At 62.7% G+C, this 15,989-nt stretch carries 16 protein-coding genes and 1 riboswitch; of the genes, 4 read left to right on the forward strand and 12 right to left on the reverse strand.

The window, feature by feature from the left end; translation table 11 throughout:
• Positions 1–65: 65 nt before the first annotated feature.
• Both ispA and FW789_RS20825 read right to left on the reverse strand, forming a co-directional pair.
• On the reverse strand, positions 66–953 hold the full coding sequence (gene ispA, locus FW789_RS20820) for a (2E,6E)-farnesyl diphosphate synthase (RefSeq protein ID WP_103435130.1): 888 nt from the start codon (positions 951–953) through the stop codon (positions 66–68).
• Positions 950–1,192, reverse strand: coding sequence for an exodeoxyribonuclease VII small subunit (locus FW789_RS20825; RefSeq protein WP_101322296.1), 243 nt, complete (start codon positions 1,190–1,192; stop codon positions 950–952). The genes ispA and FW789_RS20825 overlap by 4 nt, the downstream gene beginning before the upstream one ends.
• A 255-nt stretch (positions 1,193–1,447) precedes the next feature.
• Here FW789_RS20825 and FW789_RS20830 point away from each other — a divergent pair, with 255 nt between their 5' ends.
• The 3 genes from FW789_RS20830 to FW789_RS20840 are packed head-to-tail and all read left to right on the forward strand — an operon-like array spanning position 1,448 to position 5,133.
• Positions 1,448–2,851, forward strand: coding sequence for an MBOAT family O-acyltransferase (locus FW789_RS20830; RefSeq protein WP_446431965.1), 1,404 nt, complete (start codon positions 1,448–1,450; stop codon positions 2,849–2,851).
• Positions 2,838–3,938 carry an SGNH/GDSL hydrolase family protein gene (locus tag FW789_RS20835; RefSeq protein WP_103435128.1) on the forward strand — a complete coding sequence of 367 codons (1,101 nt, stop codon included), beginning with the start codon at positions 2,838–2,840 and terminating at the stop codon, positions 3,936–3,938. Before FW789_RS20830 ends, FW789_RS20835 begins: the two co-directional genes overlap by 14 nt.
• Before the next feature lies 1 nt (position 3,939).
• Positions 3,940–5,133, forward strand: coding sequence for an SGNH/GDSL hydrolase family protein (locus FW789_RS20840; protein WP_207073842.1), 1,194 nt, complete (start codon positions 3,940–3,942; stop codon positions 5,131–5,133).
• A 59-nt stretch (positions 5,134–5,192) separates the two neighbouring features.
• Here the strand turns inward: FW789_RS20840 and ribB are convergent, their stop codons facing one another.
• Positions 5,193–5,843 (reverse strand): 3,4-dihydroxy-2-butanone-4-phosphate synthase, encoded by a 651-nt coding sequence (ribB, locus tag FW789_RS20845; protein WP_446431966.1) that lies wholly within the window; start codon positions 5,841–5,843, stop codon positions 5,193–5,195.
• Between the two features lie 79 nt (positions 5,844–5,922).
• Positions 5,923–6,064: riboswitch (FMN riboswitch) on the reverse strand.
• A gap of 155 nt (positions 6,065–6,219) precedes the next feature.
• On the opposite strand from ribB, the gene FW789_RS20850 reads away from it, so the two are divergent.
• Positions 6,220–7,209 (forward strand): zeta toxin family protein, encoded by a 990-nt coding sequence (locus tag FW789_RS20850; protein ID WP_103435125.1) that lies wholly within the window; start codon positions 6,220–6,222, stop codon positions 7,207–7,209.
• Positions 7,210–7,229: 20 nt separating this feature from the next.
• On the opposite strand, the gene FW789_RS20855 is transcribed toward FW789_RS20850, so the two are convergent.
• The 9 genes from FW789_RS20855 to eat all read right to left on the reverse strand — a co-directional run bounded on the left by FW789_RS20855 (position 7,230) and on the right by eat (position 15,906).
• Positions 7,230–8,126: an alpha/beta hydrolase gene (locus tag FW789_RS20855; RefSeq protein WP_446431967.1), complete on the reverse strand. Its 897-nt coding sequence runs from the start codon at positions 8,124–8,126 to the stop codon at positions 7,230–7,232.
• Positions 8,127–8,394: 268 nt separating this feature from the next.
• On the reverse strand, positions 8,395–9,096 hold the full coding sequence (locus FW789_RS20860) for a LexA family transcriptional regulator (RefSeq protein WP_103435123.1): 702 nt from the start codon (positions 9,094–9,096) through the stop codon (positions 8,395–8,397).
• Between the two features lie 204 nt (positions 9,097–9,300).
• The gene (ppa, locus tag FW789_RS20865; RefSeq protein WP_101322289.1) at positions 9,301–9,828 is read right to left on the reverse strand and encodes an inorganic diphosphatase; all 528 of its coding nucleotides are present in this window, start codon (positions 9,826–9,828) and stop codon (positions 9,301–9,303) included.
• Positions 9,829–9,921: 93 nt separating this feature from the next.
• Positions 9,922–10,737, reverse strand: a complete 816-nt coding sequence (locus FW789_RS20870) for a M90 family metallopeptidase (protein WP_446431968.1) — start codon at positions 10,735–10,737, stop codon at positions 9,922–9,924.
• A 7-nt stretch (positions 10,738–10,744) separates the two neighbouring features.
• Positions 10,745–11,392: a DedA family protein gene (locus tag FW789_RS20875; protein WP_103438659.1), complete on the reverse strand. Its 648-nt coding sequence runs from the start codon at positions 11,390–11,392 to the stop codon at positions 10,745–10,747.
• A 221-nt stretch (positions 11,393–11,613) separates the two neighbouring features.
• Positions 11,614–12,078: a GNAT family N-acetyltransferase gene (locus FW789_RS20880; RefSeq protein WP_101322286.1), complete on the reverse strand. Its 465-nt coding sequence runs from the start codon at positions 12,076–12,078 to the stop codon at positions 11,614–11,616.
• A gap of 108 nt (positions 12,079–12,186) precedes the next feature.
• Positions 12,187–13,005, reverse strand: coding sequence for an ethanolamine ammonia-lyase subunit EutC (gene eutC, locus FW789_RS20885; RefSeq protein WP_186701542.1), 819 nt, complete (start codon positions 13,003–13,005; stop codon positions 12,187–12,189).
• Positions 13,006–13,013: 8 nt separating this feature from the next.
• A complete protein-coding gene (locus FW789_RS20890; protein WP_103435121.1) occupies positions 13,014–14,408 on the reverse strand; it encodes an ethanolamine ammonia-lyase subunit EutB in 1,395 nt (464 codons plus the stop codon).
• Positions 14,409–14,457: 49 nt separating this feature from the next.
• On the reverse strand, positions 14,458–15,906 hold the full coding sequence (eat, locus tag FW789_RS20895) for an ethanolamine permease (protein WP_101322284.1): 1,449 nt from the start codon (positions 15,904–15,906) through the stop codon (positions 14,458–14,460).
• Positions 15,907–15,989 lie beyond the last annotated feature (83 nt).

The following is a 15,989-nucleotide window of genomic DNA, read 5'->3' on the forward strand; positions in this document are numbered from 1 at the left end:
TGCCCATTCACACAGGTTCAGCCGCCGCGCTGCCAATGCAACGCGAGCGGGTACTGCCAGTACTGTCAGTGGCGGCGCTCGACGATATAGCGGGCCAGCGCACGCAGGGGTTCGGCGTGCTCGCCAAAGCCGCTCAGCGCCCGCAAGGCCTGGTCACGCAGTTCGCCGGCATAAGCTTTGGCCGCGTCCAGCCCCAGCAGGGCTGGGTAAGTGGGTTTGTCACGGGCTATGTCAGCACCCTGGCGTTTGCCCAGGGTCGCGGTATCGCTCTCGACATCGAGAATGTCGTCCTGCACCTGGAAGGCCAGGCCAACCGCGCGTGCATACACCTGCAATGCATCCAGCTGCGCTTGATCGGCGCGGGCGCTGGCCAGGGCGCCAAGGCGCACGCTGGCTTCGATCAAGGCACCGGTTTTGTGCCGGTGCATGTATTCCAGCGCCTGCTGATCCAGCTTGACCCCGACCGAGCCGAGGTCGATGGCCTGGCCGCCGACCATGCCGGCAGGGCCGGCAGCGTTGGCCAGGGTTTGCACCATGGCCAGGCGGATCGAGTCGGCTTGCGGGCTCAGGCCCGGGTCGAGCAGGGCGGTGAAGGCCAGGCTCTGCAAACCGTCGCCGGCAAGAATCGCACAGGCTTCGTCAAACGCCTTATGGGTGGTCGGCTGACCGCGGCGCAGGTCGTCATCGTCCATCGCCGGCAGGTCATCATGAACCAGCGAATAAGCGTGGATCAGCTCGACCGCACAGGCTGCGCCGTTGGCTTGCTCGGCCGGAGTGCCGAAGGCTTCGCAGGCGGCATAGGCGAGCAATGGCCGCACGCGCTTGCCACCGTTCATCACGCTGTAGCGCATGGCCGCATACAGGCGTTGCAATTGTTCGGCAGGCGCTTGCAGCAGCGGTTCGAGGGCGGCGTCGACGCGGGCCTGGCAGCTGGCCTGATAGGCTTTGATCATGCTTCGGGCTCGGCATCGAAAGGCTGCGCGGCAAGTTCGCCGTCGCGCTCGAGCAGAATCTGCACTTTTTGTTCGGCCTGGGCGAGCGCGCCCTGGCAGTCGCGGGTCAGGGCGATGCCTTGCTCGAAGGCGGCCAGCGACTCTTCCAGCGACAGTTCACCGTTCTCCAGGCGCTCGACCAGGGTTTGCAGGTCGGCGAGGGATTGCTCGAAATCGATGGAGGTTTTTTTGCGGGCCATGGCGACGGTCTCGGTGGCGATCTTAACGGCGCGACACTAGCAGAGGCAGGCATGTGGAGCAAATTGGACGGGCGTGAGCGGACCTACTGGCATGCAATAGATGCTGTCGCATTTTGTAGCATTTACCTTGGCGTCCTCATCTTGCGTTTTACAGACTTGTCCGATTGTCCCCCTCTGGTCCCTCTGACATAATCCCGCGCGCTCTATTCCGGTGCTTTACCGCCCCTCTCTCCACGTCACGTAATGGACTACGTTGTGAGCTTCCTTTCGATCGAATTTGGCCTCTGCTTTGCGTTGTTCTTTCTGCTCTACTGGAGCCTGTGCTGGAGCCTGCGTCTGCACAACGCACTGCTGTTGGCGGCGAGCTATGGCCTGGTGGCCAGCTTCAGCCTGCAGTCGCTGTATATCCTGCTCGGTTACAGCGTGCTGGTGTACGCCCTCGGGCTGCTCGCGGCGCGCTATCCCGGGCGCTGGTTCATCAGCGGTTTGCTGCTGACGTTGGTGTTGGGGTGCTTTTATCTATTCAAGTATCAGGAGTTCTTCGTCAGCGGCGCACAAAACGCCCTGGCTGCGCTGGGCCTTGATGTGTCGTTGCCCATCGTCGAGCTGCTGGTGCCGATCGGGCTGTCGTTTTATGCCTTTCACTCGGTCAGTTACCTGGTCTCGATCAACCGTCGCGAGCTGAGCACGGCGGCGCCGTTGGACCTTGCCCTGTATCTGGCGTTTTTCCCAAGCCTGGTAGCCGGCCCGGTCAATCGAGCCCTGCACATGCTGCCGCAGATTCGCCCCGAGGCGATGCGTCAAGTGCTGGAGCCGCAACGGGCGCTGGGGCTAATCGCCATGGCGGTGGTCAAGCTGTTCTTCCTCAGCGCCTGGCTTGGCAGCGAGTGGGTCGATCCGGTGTTCGACACTCCAGGCAGTGCCAGCCCCGAGCAGGTGTTGCTGAGCGTGTATGGCTACAGCCTGCTGATCTACTTCAACTTCAGCGGCTATACCAATCTGGTTACCGGCATTGCCCTGCTGCTGGGCTTCCGCCTGCCGGACAACTTCGCAGCACCCTACGCTGCGCACAATCTCAAGGAATTTTGGGGGCGTTGGCATATCAGCCTGTCGCGGTTCATTCGTGACTATGTCTATATCCCACTCGGCGGCAACCGCCAGGGCGCCTGGCGCGGCAACCTGAACATGTTGCTGGCCATGCTGGTGTCCGGCTTGTGGCACGGCGCCAGCGCCAACTTCCTCATCTGGGGCGCGCTGCACGGCATTGGCCTGGCGATCTGCAAGCTGTTCGCACAATCGGCGCCTGGCTTTGCCCGCGTGCCAGGAGCGGGCCTGCTGGCGCGCTTGCTGACCTTCCACTACGTGGCGTTTGCCTGGATCTTCTTCCGCAGCCCGACCCTCGACGGCGCCCTGGAGATGCTGGCGGATATCGCCCATGTCAGCCTGGCCGGGCTGAACTCGCCCAGCGGCGTGCTGATCCTTGCCTGCGTGCTGTATCTGGCCATTTATCCACAGTTGCTCAAGCTGCTCGAGCGCAGCCTGGCGGCCAGCCAACGCCTGCCGTGGCAGTTGTACCCCGTGCCGTTGGCGCTGTTCGTGTCGTTGATCATCTTCGCCTCGCAGTCGGGCGTACCGGGGTTCATTTATGCCAGCTTCTAATTCAGGGCAATTGCTGCGCGTGCAGCTGGACGCGGCCAAGGCGCTTTACGCGATCGTGGTGGTGATGGGCATCTTGTTCTGGCTCAACCAGGACTCGATCAAGCTCTACTGCCAACAAAAATATCACCAGAGCTGCGAGCTGCCGCTGGTTGGGCAAGCGCCGGCCTGGCGCTTCGGGGCCAGCCTGACCGCAGCGTTGGGCGCGGCGCGCGATAGTTTCATCGCCAGCCTGGAGCGCGACAAGCAGGTGGTCGCGGCGCCAGCCACAACCGTGCTGGCGCCGAGCATGCCGGTGGTGACAGTCGATCTCGAACAACCGCTGCCTGCGGCCAGGCCCGAGCCCGTGCACAGGGTGGCCGAGCCTGGCGCAAGTGCACCGCTGCCGGTTATCCAGCAGGCGCCAGTGCCATTGGCGCAAACCGGTAGCAGCGTGGTCCTGGCCGCCGGGGACCAGGTGTTTCTGGTCGGTGACTCGTTGATGCAAGGGGTCGCCCCTCACCTGGCCAACAGCCTGCGCAAGCGTTACCAAATCAACACCGTCAACCTCAGCCGGCAGAGTACCGGCCTGGCTTATCCGGGCTTTTTCAACTGGCCGCAAACCGTCGCCGACACGCTGGCGCGGGAGCCGAACATCCGCCTGATGGTGGTGTTCCTCGGCCCCAACGATCCATGGGACATGCCGCAGGGCAAGGGCAAGCCGTTCCTGCGCTTCAAGTCAGCGGAATGGGAGCTGGCCTACCGTGCCCGGATCGACGCTATCCTCGAGCAGGCCCGCGCGCGAAATGTGCAGGTAATCTGGGTCGGGCCACCGAACATGAACCAGCCGCGGCTGTCTGCTGCAATGGCTTACCTGAGTGGCTTGTACCAACAACAGACGGCGCTGTTCGGCCAGCACTTCGTGTCCGCCAACCCGTTTCTGGGTTACCCCGACGAGCAGTTCTCCTTCACCGTGCAAACGCCGGAAGGCAAGCGGGTCAAGGTGCGCTACGACGACGGTGTGCACTTCACCATTACCGGCCAGAAAATGATCGCTGCACAGGTGCTGTCGCTGATCAGCTTTACTGGCCTGACCGTTACAGGACACTGATATGCGCCCATGGCCTCACTTGCTGGGCCTGGCCCTGTTGATCAGCAGCATGCAAGGCTGCAGCGCTGGCGTAACCGCGCCGCCACAGCCGCAGCCGGTCAAACAGGCAAAAAACCCCAGCCCGACCCGGGACGGCAACGTCAGCCTGCTCGCGGGCAAGCTGCGCAACGCCGGCCGAGCGCCGGTGGCGATTGTCCAGCTGGGCGACTCGCATACCGCTGCAGACTTGTTCAGTGGCGAGCTGCGCCGGTTGCTGCAGGCGCGTTACGGTGACGGTGGCATTGGCCTGGTGCCGGCCACCGCCGTGCCCGGAATCCGCCATGACCGGGTGATCATCAACAGCGAGCCGCGGCAGTGGACGCTGGTGTCGGCGCGCAACCAGCAGAGCAGCCAGTTTCCGTTGGGTGGCTACCTGTCCATCCCGCAAGCGGCGCAGCCGGTGGTCACCCTCAAGGCGCGTGAGGATGACCACCAGCGCTATCGCATCTCTGCGTTGTACCAGGCAGCCAGCAACAGCACGCTGGTGGCCAATGGCACGCAGCGGCGCATGCTCCCGGCCACCGCCGGCAAGTGGCAACTGAGCCCGGCCTTCCCCAACCTCGGCTTGCCCGTGCAGATGAGCCTGCAGGCCAGCCAGGGCGTACTGCTCGGTGGCTGGTACATCCAAGGGCAGAAGAACAGCGGGGTGACCTTGTCGGCGTTGGGTATCAACGGCGCCCGCCTGGAGGTGGTCGACAAGTGGCAGCCAGGTTGGCAAGACAGCCTCAAGGCGCTGCGCCCCGACCTGGTGATCCTCGCCTACGGCACCAACGAGGCGTTTGACGACACCCTCGATCTGGCGCTGTACCAGACGCAACTGGATGCCACCCTGACGCGCTTGCGACAGGACATGCCGCGCAGCGCGATCCTGCTGGTCGGCCCGCCGGACTCGATCAAGCAGCGCAAGGCGCGCAGCTGTGCAGCACGGCAGCCGCAGCCATTGGCCGCAGTGGTGCGCATCCAGCGCCAGCTGGCGCAGAAGCACAAGGCGTTGTTCTGGGATTGGCAGGGTTACATGGGTGGGCCGTGCTCGATTGCAACGTGGCAGACACAGGGGCTGGCGCGGGGTGATCTGGTGCACCTGACCGCAGATGGCTATCGCAAGAGTGCGGCGGGCTTGTATCAGTTTCTGAAAGTGCCACTAGGCTTGCGCTAGCGCCATCAAGGCTGGCGCAGGGCAAACCGGATGTACAGCTCGCCTCGCGCCAGTTGCGATCAGACGGCGACGGCTTCCATCTGGGTCAGCGCCACGCGGTACTGGGCCAACTCCTCGATGGTCAGCATCGGCATGCTGTTTTCACGGGCATACAGGGCCACCTGCTCGCCGCGGGCCATGCTGCCATCCGGGTTCATCAGTTCGCACAGCACGCCTGCCGGCCGCAGCCCGGCAAGGCGCGCCAGGTCGACCGTGCCTTCGGTGTGACCACGGCGGGTCAGCACGCCGCCATTGCGCGCTCGCAGGGGGAACACATGGCCCGGGCTGACGATATGGCGCTGCTCGGCACTCGAGCTCAGCGCCGCCTGAATGGTGGTGATCCGATCATGCGCAGAAACACCGGTGGTGATGCCCTTGGCCGCTTCGATGGTGACGGTGAAACCGGTGCCATGGCGGGCCTGGTTGTTCTTCACCATCGGCGCCAGCTCGAGCGCGTCGACCGTGGCTTCGTCCAGGCACAGGCAAACGATACCGCTGCAATCGCGGATCATCATGGCCATGGTTTGCAGCGAGATGTTTTCGGCGGCGGCAATGATGTCCGCTTCGTCCTCGCGGTCATTGTCGTCGAGCAACAGGACCGGACGGCCTGCCTGGAATGCAGCCAGTGCGGCGGCAACATTGGGGAATTGCTGTTGGTGCTTGGGTGACATGAAACGCTCCTCGTGAAAAATCGATGAACGTCTCGGGGCGAACAAAACGCGTGCACAGGGGCACCTGATGGCCCCTGCCAAACGCCTTCTTTCATCCGGACTATGACCGTCGGCCCTGGAATCTCACCAGATCTGCTGTCCCCCGACCGGGTCGGGGCGCTCGCGGGCTCATCTTTCGATTTACCGCCGGTGGGGACTTGCACCCCGCCCTGAAGACCGGCTCAGCATACAGCACCGAGGCACCGGGCTGGCAAGCGGGTGCCTGCGACTTTCGCCGCAGGCGCCGGTAGCAATTATCTACCGCCTGGGCAAGGCGAGCGTGCCGCAGCCTGTCGACCCGCCCGACGTAGGGCTGATCCTCCAGGAGCACACGCGCATGACCAGTCAATATCCATTCAGCGATGACGACGTGCAGCACGCATTCGATCAACTCAGTGCGACGCTGTTCGATGTAACACGTGACTTCGACCCTGACGACCACCAGTTGCCTAGCCCGAAAATACTGATCGTCGCCGGTGCGCAGGGCTCGGGCAAAACCTACCTGCTGGAAAAAAACCTGCTACCCAGTGAGCGTTACCAGAACTACGTACGCCTGTACCTGCCAGCGTTTCGCGAGTTGCACCCCAGCTACGCCCAGATGCAGGCGCAGGGTGTGCTCCACGTGTATGAGCACACAGAAACGTTCATATGGGCGTTGGGCGGCAAGGTGTTCGCCCACGCCTTTGCCAACAAGTACAACATCATCATGGAGTCGGCGCTGGATAACATCGAATTCGCCAAGTTCCCGCCGGCGGCAACCGCAGCGGGCTACCGTTTCGAGGTCCATATGATCGCCTGCCAGAAGGAACTCAGCCATTGGGCAACGCTTGATCGAGTGGTCAAAAGCATCGAAAGCAGCGAGCTTGAACGAGTGGTGTCATTGACCCAGATCGAGGAGGCGCAGTTCAACGCCAAGGCGATTCTGGATGCCTTCGAGAATGCCTGCACTCAAGTGCCCGGCTCGGAAATCACGCTCTACCAGCGCGACCTGCCGACCAACATGGAGCGCCAAGTGCTCTGCCACAGTACCTGCGACAACTATGCAGAGCTCACGCCGCAGGCGGACTTCAAGGGCCAGCCGTTCGCTCAGGTGCCACATCTGGGTGTTAAGTTTGGCATCCTGCGCAATGCTCAGGCCAACTCCCCATGCGCTTATCTGCAGTATGCGCAAGTCGTTCACGCTGGGCTGATAAGCGAAGAGGTGCGCCAGAAAATGGTTCAGAAGTGTTGCGCTACATTGGCCAAAGCCCACCCGCTGATGCCCGCGATTCCGGCTGAGGTGTTCCGCGCCTTGTCCATGTATGTGCTCAAGTACGTCCATCCATAACGCAGCACACCGCCTGCTGGTTACTTTGAAAGCGTTTCCAGCAGATGCGCGAGCGATGCAGGCAGCATTGCTCCGTGGCTCAGGTCATCGAAGCGTTGGTAAGAGACGTGCAGGCCGTTTACCTGGCCAAGCTCGGTCGCCAGCTCACGCATCGGCCGCTCGGCATCCGCCTGCTGCTGTCCGCGCGGGCTGGCTGGTTCGGCTGTGCCACGCATCAACAGCAGGGACGGTCGAGCCTGACCAAGACGCTGCTGCAGGCCATGCGCTTCACGCCCAATCGCACCGTCATGCCACCACAGCGAGGGGCTGGCGGCTGCGTATTGGCTGAACTCGCCTGGGCGGGTAAACAGCGCATGCAGGACCGCAAGGCCGCCGTAGGAGTGGCCCCACAGCGTCTGCCGGTTGGTGTCGATTGGCGCGACGCTGGCGACCAGCGGGCGCATGCGCTGGCTGAGCAGGTCCAGAAACGCGTCGACACCACCGCTGGGCAGACCTGTCAGCGGGTCGAGCTGTTCGGCCTGGCCTGCAATATTAGGCGTGTAATCGAAGCTGCGCGCGTTTCGGTCAATGCGTTGCTCACCCTGATAACCCACGGCTACCAGCAGTGGGGCTTGCCCGTTGGCGAGTTTCTCCAACAGCCCCGGTTGCAGCACAGCCATCGCTGCATTGCCGTCGAGCATCCACAGCACCGGGTAGCCGGCAGCCGGGGCCGGGCTGTTGGGGTGGCCGACCCACAATTGGTAGTGGCGCTTGCCATCGTCGGAGTCCAGCCTCAAGGTGCTGAAGCGATAGGCCTGACTGTCGTTTTGCAGCCGGTTCGAATCGACCGCCTGCTCGCGGGCAGGTGGCGCTGCAAGCGTCTGGCCAATGACGACGGGGCCGAACAGGAGGGTAATCAGCAGCGGGACGATTTTCATCATGGGCTACCTGCGGGAGGGCGGGTGAATTGCGGGCATTAAAAAGCCGGCTTGTGGCCGGCTTCTCGGGGACGATCTTGGCTCATTTTTGGTAAGCCGCAACCGCCTTAAACGGTATGACCTCAAGGGCCATGAAAAGAAGGCAGACGGCTGTGTCAGGCGTCGCCGAGCCCTCTGCAACGCGGCCTGGGCCGGTGTGGGGCGTAATGTGGGCCGAAGCATACTAGGGCCGGCAGCCGATGCCCAGCAAAAAATGGCACGAGTTATTTCAGAAACTGCCCCGCTGGTTGAAATATGACCAGTGGAATACCCAGCCGATGATTTCCAGCCCTTGCTCCTGACGTTGCGCGAAGGTGTAGCGCTCGACCGCGTAGTTGCGCTGGTCGTGGCTGTGCAGGCATAGGGTGTCGTCGTGGTCGAGGCTGAGACTGTGCACCTTGAGCTGGCCGCTGTGCAGCAGGGCGTAGGTCTGGCCGTCGACTACATGCGTGCTGCCGCGGTCGATGGCAATGATCGCGTCCTGCGGGATCATCGGCGCCATGTTACCGGCGGGCATGAGCATGCAGATCGCTTGCTGAGGGAGCACGCCAAGGGTTTCCAGGGATTGTGCCGGCAGGGTCAGGTGTCCCTGCATGTCAGGTGACAGCTGGTTGCCGTGCAGCCGGTACAGGGAGATCCGCAGCAGCCGGCCGTCCAGGTCGAGCAGCGAGGTGGGTTGGTGCACTGCCTCGGCGCAGACGCCGCTCTGGCGCAGGATGGCGCTGTGGTATTTGGGCCCTACGCCGTTCATCAGCCAGCGCCGGTGCACGCAGAACAGATCGGCCATTTCGTCCATGCGTGCCAGAGGCACACCGCGTTTGAACCAATTGTTGACGTGCTGGGGGGTAACGCAACGCTGGGCGGCGAAATCGGAAGGGGTCAGGTCGCATTCTTGCAGGAGTGCCTTGAGGCGGTCGCCGGATGTCGTCATGGGCGAAGTTTAACGGGGGCAGGACGGCAGGAAAATGAACTGAGGGTTTGATTTTGTTGTGGGAAAACAGAGGGTTTGTAGGAAGGATCCTAGGACGGATTTTGGGCGAGGGAATCTGCAGCAGGGAAGAGTAGGCATGAAAAGGGGCGCAGAGCGCCCCTAGACATATGGTCTGAACGGCATCACCGCTCAGACTTGTTCGGCTCAGCCCTTGTAGGCAGCAACCGATTTGGTGATCGCTTCACGGGCGGCGTCGGCGCCGGCCCAGCCTTCGATCTTGACCCATTTGCCCTTCTCGAGATCTTTGTAGTTCGCGAAGAAGTGCTCGATCTGCTGGATCAGCAGCGCTGGCAGGTCGGTGTACTCTTTGACGTCGACGTACAGCTGCGACAGCTTGTCGTGCGGGACAGCGATGACCTTGGCGTCGCCGCCGCCATCGTCGGTCATGTTCAGCACGCCGACCGGGCGGGCGCGGATGACCGAGCCTGGCGCTACCGGGTACGGCGTCACGACCAGCACGTCGAGCGGATCACCGTCGTCGGCCAGGGTGTTGGGGATGAAGCCATAGTTGGCCGGGTAGAACATCGGGGTGGCCATGAAACGGTCGACGAACAGGGTGTCGCTGTCCTTGTCGATCTCGTATTTGATCGGGGCGTGGTTAGCCGGGATTTCGATGGCGACGTAGATGTCGTTCGGCAGGTCTTTGCCAGCCGGAATCTTGCTGTAGCTCATTGGGCAGGGCCCCCGTGTCTGTTCAGAAAATTGGCGGCGATTATAGGCATATTCCGCCAGTGCACGCCACGCCCTGCCTGATGTGTGGCCAGCTCAGGGCTGACCGGCGCAATACAGCGGATCTTCGGCCTGAAGCCGGGTCAGGCGGGCCAGCGGGTCCTGCCGGTAGAACTGGACCAATTGCTGATAGACCTGCGGATACGCCTGTTGTAGCAGGTCAGGCCCACTAAAGAAGTATTCGCTGGTGACGGCGAAAAACTCACCAGGATTCTCCGCGGCATAAGGGTCAATTGCGGTCTCGGCATCCGGCTTGGCATCAAGCTGACGGTTGAGGTCGTCGTAGGCGCTCTGCATTGCAGCCGACCAGTCGCCGACGTGCATGCCGTGGTGCAGCGGCGGCAGGCCGTTGGCGTCGCCATTGAGCATGTCGAGTTTGTGCGCCAGCTCGTGGATCACCAGGTTGTAGGCCTCCCAGCCGCCACCGGCGAGTACCCCGTCCATTGCCAGAATGACCGGCCCCTGTTGCCAGGCTTCGCCGCTGTGCTCGCCGTCATAGACGTGCTCGACGCCGCTGGCATCGCGGTGGCGCTGGGGGCTTTTGAAGTCGTCGGGGTAGAGGATGATCTCGTGAAAACCCTGATACCAGTCAAGATCGCCCAGGTGCAGCAACGGCAGTTGCGCCTGGGCAGCGAGCAGCAGGCGCTGCTCGTCATCCAGTTCGACCCCGGGCAGGCAGGTCAGGTGTTTGGCATGCAGAAACAGCACGCAGGCCTCACGCAGCCAGCAGTCTTCCTCGGCGGTTATGCCATCGAGCACCGGCAGGCGCTGGCGCACGGCCTGCCACAACTGCGCATCGATTGGGTAGCGCGCCAGGGTGCGCCGGCGCCGCCAGGCGCGTAACGACCACATGTGCCGATCAGTGCGCCTTGGCCGCGCGACCGAAGCGGCCACGCAGCAGGCCGAGCAGCATCGGCACCAGCGACAGGACGATGATCATTACCACCATCAGCGACAGGTGCTGCTTGATGAACGGCACGTTGCCGAAGAAGTAGCCCAGGGTGACCAGGCCGCCGACCCAGAGCAGCGAACCGGCCACGCTGAAAGTCAGGAAACGCGGGTAGTGCATGTGGGCAATGCCGGCGACAAACGGCGCAAAGGTGCGCAGGATTGGCAGGAAGCGCGCCAGGGTCACGGTCTTGCCACCATGTTTGTCGTAGAAATCATGGGTCCGCTGCAGGTAGTCGCGGCGGAAGATCTTCGAGTTGGGCTTGTTGAACAAGCGTTCACCGGCCGTGCGGCCTATCACGTAGTTGGTGCTGTCGCCGAGGATCGCTGCGGCCATCAACAGGCCGGCCAGCAGCACCGGATCCATGCCACCACCGGCCGCCACTGCACCGGCAATGAACAGCAGCGAGTCGCCCGGCAGGAATGGCATAACCACCAGCCCGGTTTCGCAGAAGATCACCGCGAAGAGAATGGCGTAGATCCACGGGCCGTAGTTGTTCACCAGCAAATCAAGGTAGGCATCGAGATGCAGGATAAGGTCAAGCGGGTTGAAATCCATGTACAGCACCTGTGTTCTTGACCCGCGACAACGGGCGCGCAAAGACGGAAATCGGCTACGCATGTGTGAGCGTAGGTAAACTTTCACACATGTAAAAAAGGGATTATACGGACAAGCTGGGATCGTGCCCGGGGAGATTGTAGCGGCGGATTACCGGCCGGCGGCAAAGGCCGTGGCGCTGGAGCCTGTGGCAGCGGCTGTACGCCGCTGCCACAGCGCGATCAATCCGAGTTGATCGGCAGGGTGTAGTTCTTGAACTCGGTGTCCTCGCGAAAGCCCATAGACTCATAGGTTTTCATGGCGACCTGATTGTCGGTGCTGGTCGATACGCGCATGCGCACGGCGTTGGTTTCTTTGGCCATCTTCTTTGCTTCACGCATCAGGTGGTCGGCCACCAGCATGCGCCGGGCGTCTTCGGCGACATAAATGTCATTGAGGATCCACACCCGTTTCAGCGACAGCGACGAGAAGCTTGGATACAGCTGGCAGAAGCCCAGCAGCTTGCTGTCGTCGACATCGTCATCGGCGAAGGCCAGATAGATCACCGACTCCTCCAGCCGCAGGCGCTTTTCGAGAAAGCTGCGTGAGCTGTCCGGGTAGGGCAGTTGCCCGTAGTACTCGCGGTATTTGACGAACAATGGGTTGAGCAGGTCGAGATGTGCCAGGGTTGCCTTGATGATGCGCATGTACGGCCCTCAGAGTCCATTTAGGCAAACGACAGATTGCCGACAACGTTCGCGCCCATGCTGCCCCAAAGCAGGCGCGAAGCGCAATCCAGCCGCCAGCAGTGATAACTACTGTTCGCCGAGCAAAAAGTTACCGCGTTTTGCGCTGGGGTCTGACGAGTCGAGGCTCAGTACCTCGGCTTCGTCTTTGAGGTTCACGCCCGACAGCTGGCGCCGACACGCTTCGCGCATCAGATACAGCAGGCGATGCGCGGCCATGCCGTAGCTCAACCCCTCTAAACGCACGTTGGAGATGCAGTTGCGATAAGCATCGGTCAGGCCGACCTTGGGCGCGAAGGTGAAGTACAGGCCCAGGCTGTCGGGCGAGCTCAGCCCCGGTCGTTCGCCGATCAGCATGACCGTCATGCGTGCACCGAGTAGCTGGCCGACCTCGTCGGCGATCGCGACGCGGCCTTGTTCGACCAGCACCACCGGTGCGCTGGTCCAGCCATCGGCTGCGGCCTGCTCTTCAAAGCGGCTGAGAAACGGCAGGGTATGCCGATGCACCGCCAGCGCAGAAAGGCCATCGGCCACGACGATAGCCAGATCGACCCCGCCGGGGTTTGCCTTTACGTGCTCGCGCAGTTGTTCGACCGAGGCTTCATTCAACCGTCGACCCAGGTCAGGGCGCTGCAGGTACTGGTCGCGATCACTGGCGGCGCTGTGCAGCAGCAGGCTTTCGCGGCCGCGGTCGCTGAGCTGACTGCGCAGCCCGGCGTGGTCGAACGGCAGGTGCACGGCATCGCGGGCCTGGGCGTGGGCGAACTGGAAATCCAGCTGGGCGCTGGTCGGCAGGCTGATGCCGCTGCGGCCCAGGGCGATGCGCGCCGGAGTCAGGCTGCGCAGGGCCAGCCAGGGGTTGTCGGTGGTTGGTGTGTGCTGATCCATGGTCATCCCTATGCGAGCTGCGCCAAGGCCTGGCGGAAAGCGGGCGGCAGGTTGTCGCCAAAGCGAATGCGGCCATCGCCCTGGGTGAAGATGCCGGTGCGCTCCAGCCAGGCTTCGAATTCCGGCCCGGGCTTGAGGCCAAGGGTCTGGCGCGCGTAGAGGGCGTCGTGGAACGAGGTGGTCTGGTAGTTGAGCATGATGTCGTCGGAACCGGGGATGCCCATGATGAAGTTGATCCCGGCTACCCCCAGCAGGGTCAACAGGGTGTCCATGTCGTCCTGATCGGCTTCGGCGTGGTTGGTGTAGCAGATGTCGCAACCCATCGGCACACCGAGCAGCTTGCCGCAGAAGTGGTCTTCGAGGCCGGCGCGGATGATCTGCTTGCCGTTGTACAAGTACTCCGGGCCGATGAAACCGACCACGGTATTGACCAGAAACGGCTTGAAGTGGCGCGCCACGGCGTAGGCGCGGGTTTCGCAGGTCTGCTGGTCGACGCCATGGTGGGCGTTGGCCGACAGCGCGCTGCCCTGGCCGGTCTCGAAGTACATCAGGTTCTGCCCGACGGTGCCACGCTTGAGCGACAGGCCGGCTTCATAGCCTTCCTGCAAGACATTGAGGTTGATGCCAAAGCTGGCGTTGGCCGCTTCGCTGCCGGCGATCGACTGGAACACCAGGTCCAGCGGTACGCCGCGGTTGATCGCCTCGATCGAGGTGGTGACGTGGGTCAGCACGCAGGCCTGGGTCGGGATCTGGTAGCGCTGGATGATCGCATCGAGCATTTCCAGCATGGCGCAGATCGACGAGATGCTGTCGGTGGCCGGGTTGATGCCGATCATCGCATCGCCGTTGCCGTACAGCAGGCCGTCGAGAATGCTCGCGGCGATCCCGGCTGGCTCATCGGTCGGATGATTGGGCTGCAGGCGGGTCGACAGGCGTCCGCGCAAACCCATGGTGCCGCGAAACTGCGTGACTACGCGGATCTTCTGCGCGACCAGGATCAAGTCCTGCACACGCATGATCTTCGACACCGCCGCGGCCATTTCCGGGGTCAGGCCAGGGGCGAGGGCGCGCAGGCTGTCTTCATTGGCCTGCTCGCCGAGCAGCCAGTCGCGCAGGCCGCCGACGGTCAGGTGGCTGACCGGGGCGAAGGCCTCAGCGTCGTGGCTGTCGATGATCAGTCGGGTAACTTCGTCCTCTTCGTAGGGGATCAGCGCTTCGCTTAAAAAGTGCGTGAGGGGGATATTGGCCAGGGCCATCTGCGCGGCGACGCGTTCGCCGTCATTTTCGGCGGCGACCCCGGCGAGGAAGTCACCGGAGCGGGCCGGGCTGGCCTTGGCCATGACTTCCTTGAGACTGTCGAAGCGGTAGACCAGATGGCCTACCGTGTGTACGAAACTTGCCATACAGACTCTCCAGAGCGCCGCAGGCAGGGCCTGCGGCGCATAGCGGCAATCAGTGCAAGGCCTCTTCGGCCTTCTGGATCGCAGCGAACTCTTCTTCCGGTGTGCCCGCTACCAGGTGGTGACGGCTGTAGAACGCAAAGTAGGCGATCAATACTGCATAGATCACCGCAGCGCCAATTACCACTCGCGGATCGACCAGGAACCCGGCAATCACCGCCACGCAGGCCAACACCAGTGCCACGCCCGAGGTGAAGATGCCGCCTGGGGTGCGGTACGGGCGGTCCATTTTCGGCCGGCGGATACGCAGGGTGATGTGCGCCGCCATCATCAATACATACGACAGGGTCGCGCCGAAAACCGCGACCAGAATCAGCAAATCACCTTGGCCGGTCAGCGACAGCGCGAAGCCGATGATGCCCGGAATGATCAGGGCCAGTACCGGCGCCTTGCTCTTGTTGGTCTGCGACAGCTTGCGCGGCAGGTAGCCGGCGCGCGACAGGGCGAAGATCTGCCGGGAGTAGGCATAGATGATCGAGAAGAAGCTGGCGATCAAACCGGCCAGGCCGACCAGGTTGACGAAGCCGCCCATCCAGGTCGAGCCACCGTAGGCTTTCGACAGGGCTTCAACCAGCGGGTTGCCCGAGGCTTTCAGCGCTTCCGAGCCTGCACCGCCCGGGCCGATCACCAGAATCAGCAGGGCAAACGCCAGCAGCACCAGCATCGCGCCGATCAGGCCACGCGGCAGGTCACGTTTCGGGTTCTTGGTTTCTTCGGCAGCCAGCGGCACGCCTTCGACCGCGAGGAAGAACCAGATCGCATAGGGAATTGCCGCCCACACACCGAGATAACCAAACGGCAGGAAGCTGCTGGCGCCGGCGGCATTGGTCGGGGCAATGTCGAACAGGTTGGCTGCATCAAAATGGGGCACCATGCCGAGCAGGAACACCACCAGGGCAATCGCCGCCACCGCGGTGATGATGAACATCAGCTTCAATGCCTCGCCGACCCCAAAGATGTGGATGCCGATAAAGATGATGTAGAAGGCCAGGTAGATCATCCAGCCGCCAATGCCGAACAGCGACTCGCAGTAGGCGCCGATAAACACCGCAATCGCCGCGGGCGCAATGGCGTACTCGATCAGGATCGCGGTGCCGGTGAGAAAACCGCCCCACGGGCCGAACGCACTGCGGGCAAAGCCGTAGCCACCGCCGGCGGTAGGGATCATCGACGACAGTTCGGCCAGCGAGAAGCACATGCACAGGTACATCGTCGCCATCAGCAAGGTGGCGAGGAACATGCCGCCCCAGCCGCCTTGGGCCAGGCCAAAGTTCCAGCCGGCGTAGTCACCGGAGATCACGTAGGCGACCCCGAGACCGACCAGCAGGACCCAGCCGGCGGCGCCTTTTTTCAGTTCGCGTTGCTGGAAATAGTCGGAGCCGACCTTTTCGAAATCGACGGAAGAAGTAGCCGGCGTACCGGCGGGATGATCGCTTGGCATTGGATTCACCAGTTATTTTTTTTGGGGGCCGAAGGGAGTGCGGCCACTTGGTGATTTGTCTTGCATGAAGCGCGCCAGAGCGG

Source organism: Pseudomonas sp. 1121_17 (assembly GCF_052850745.1).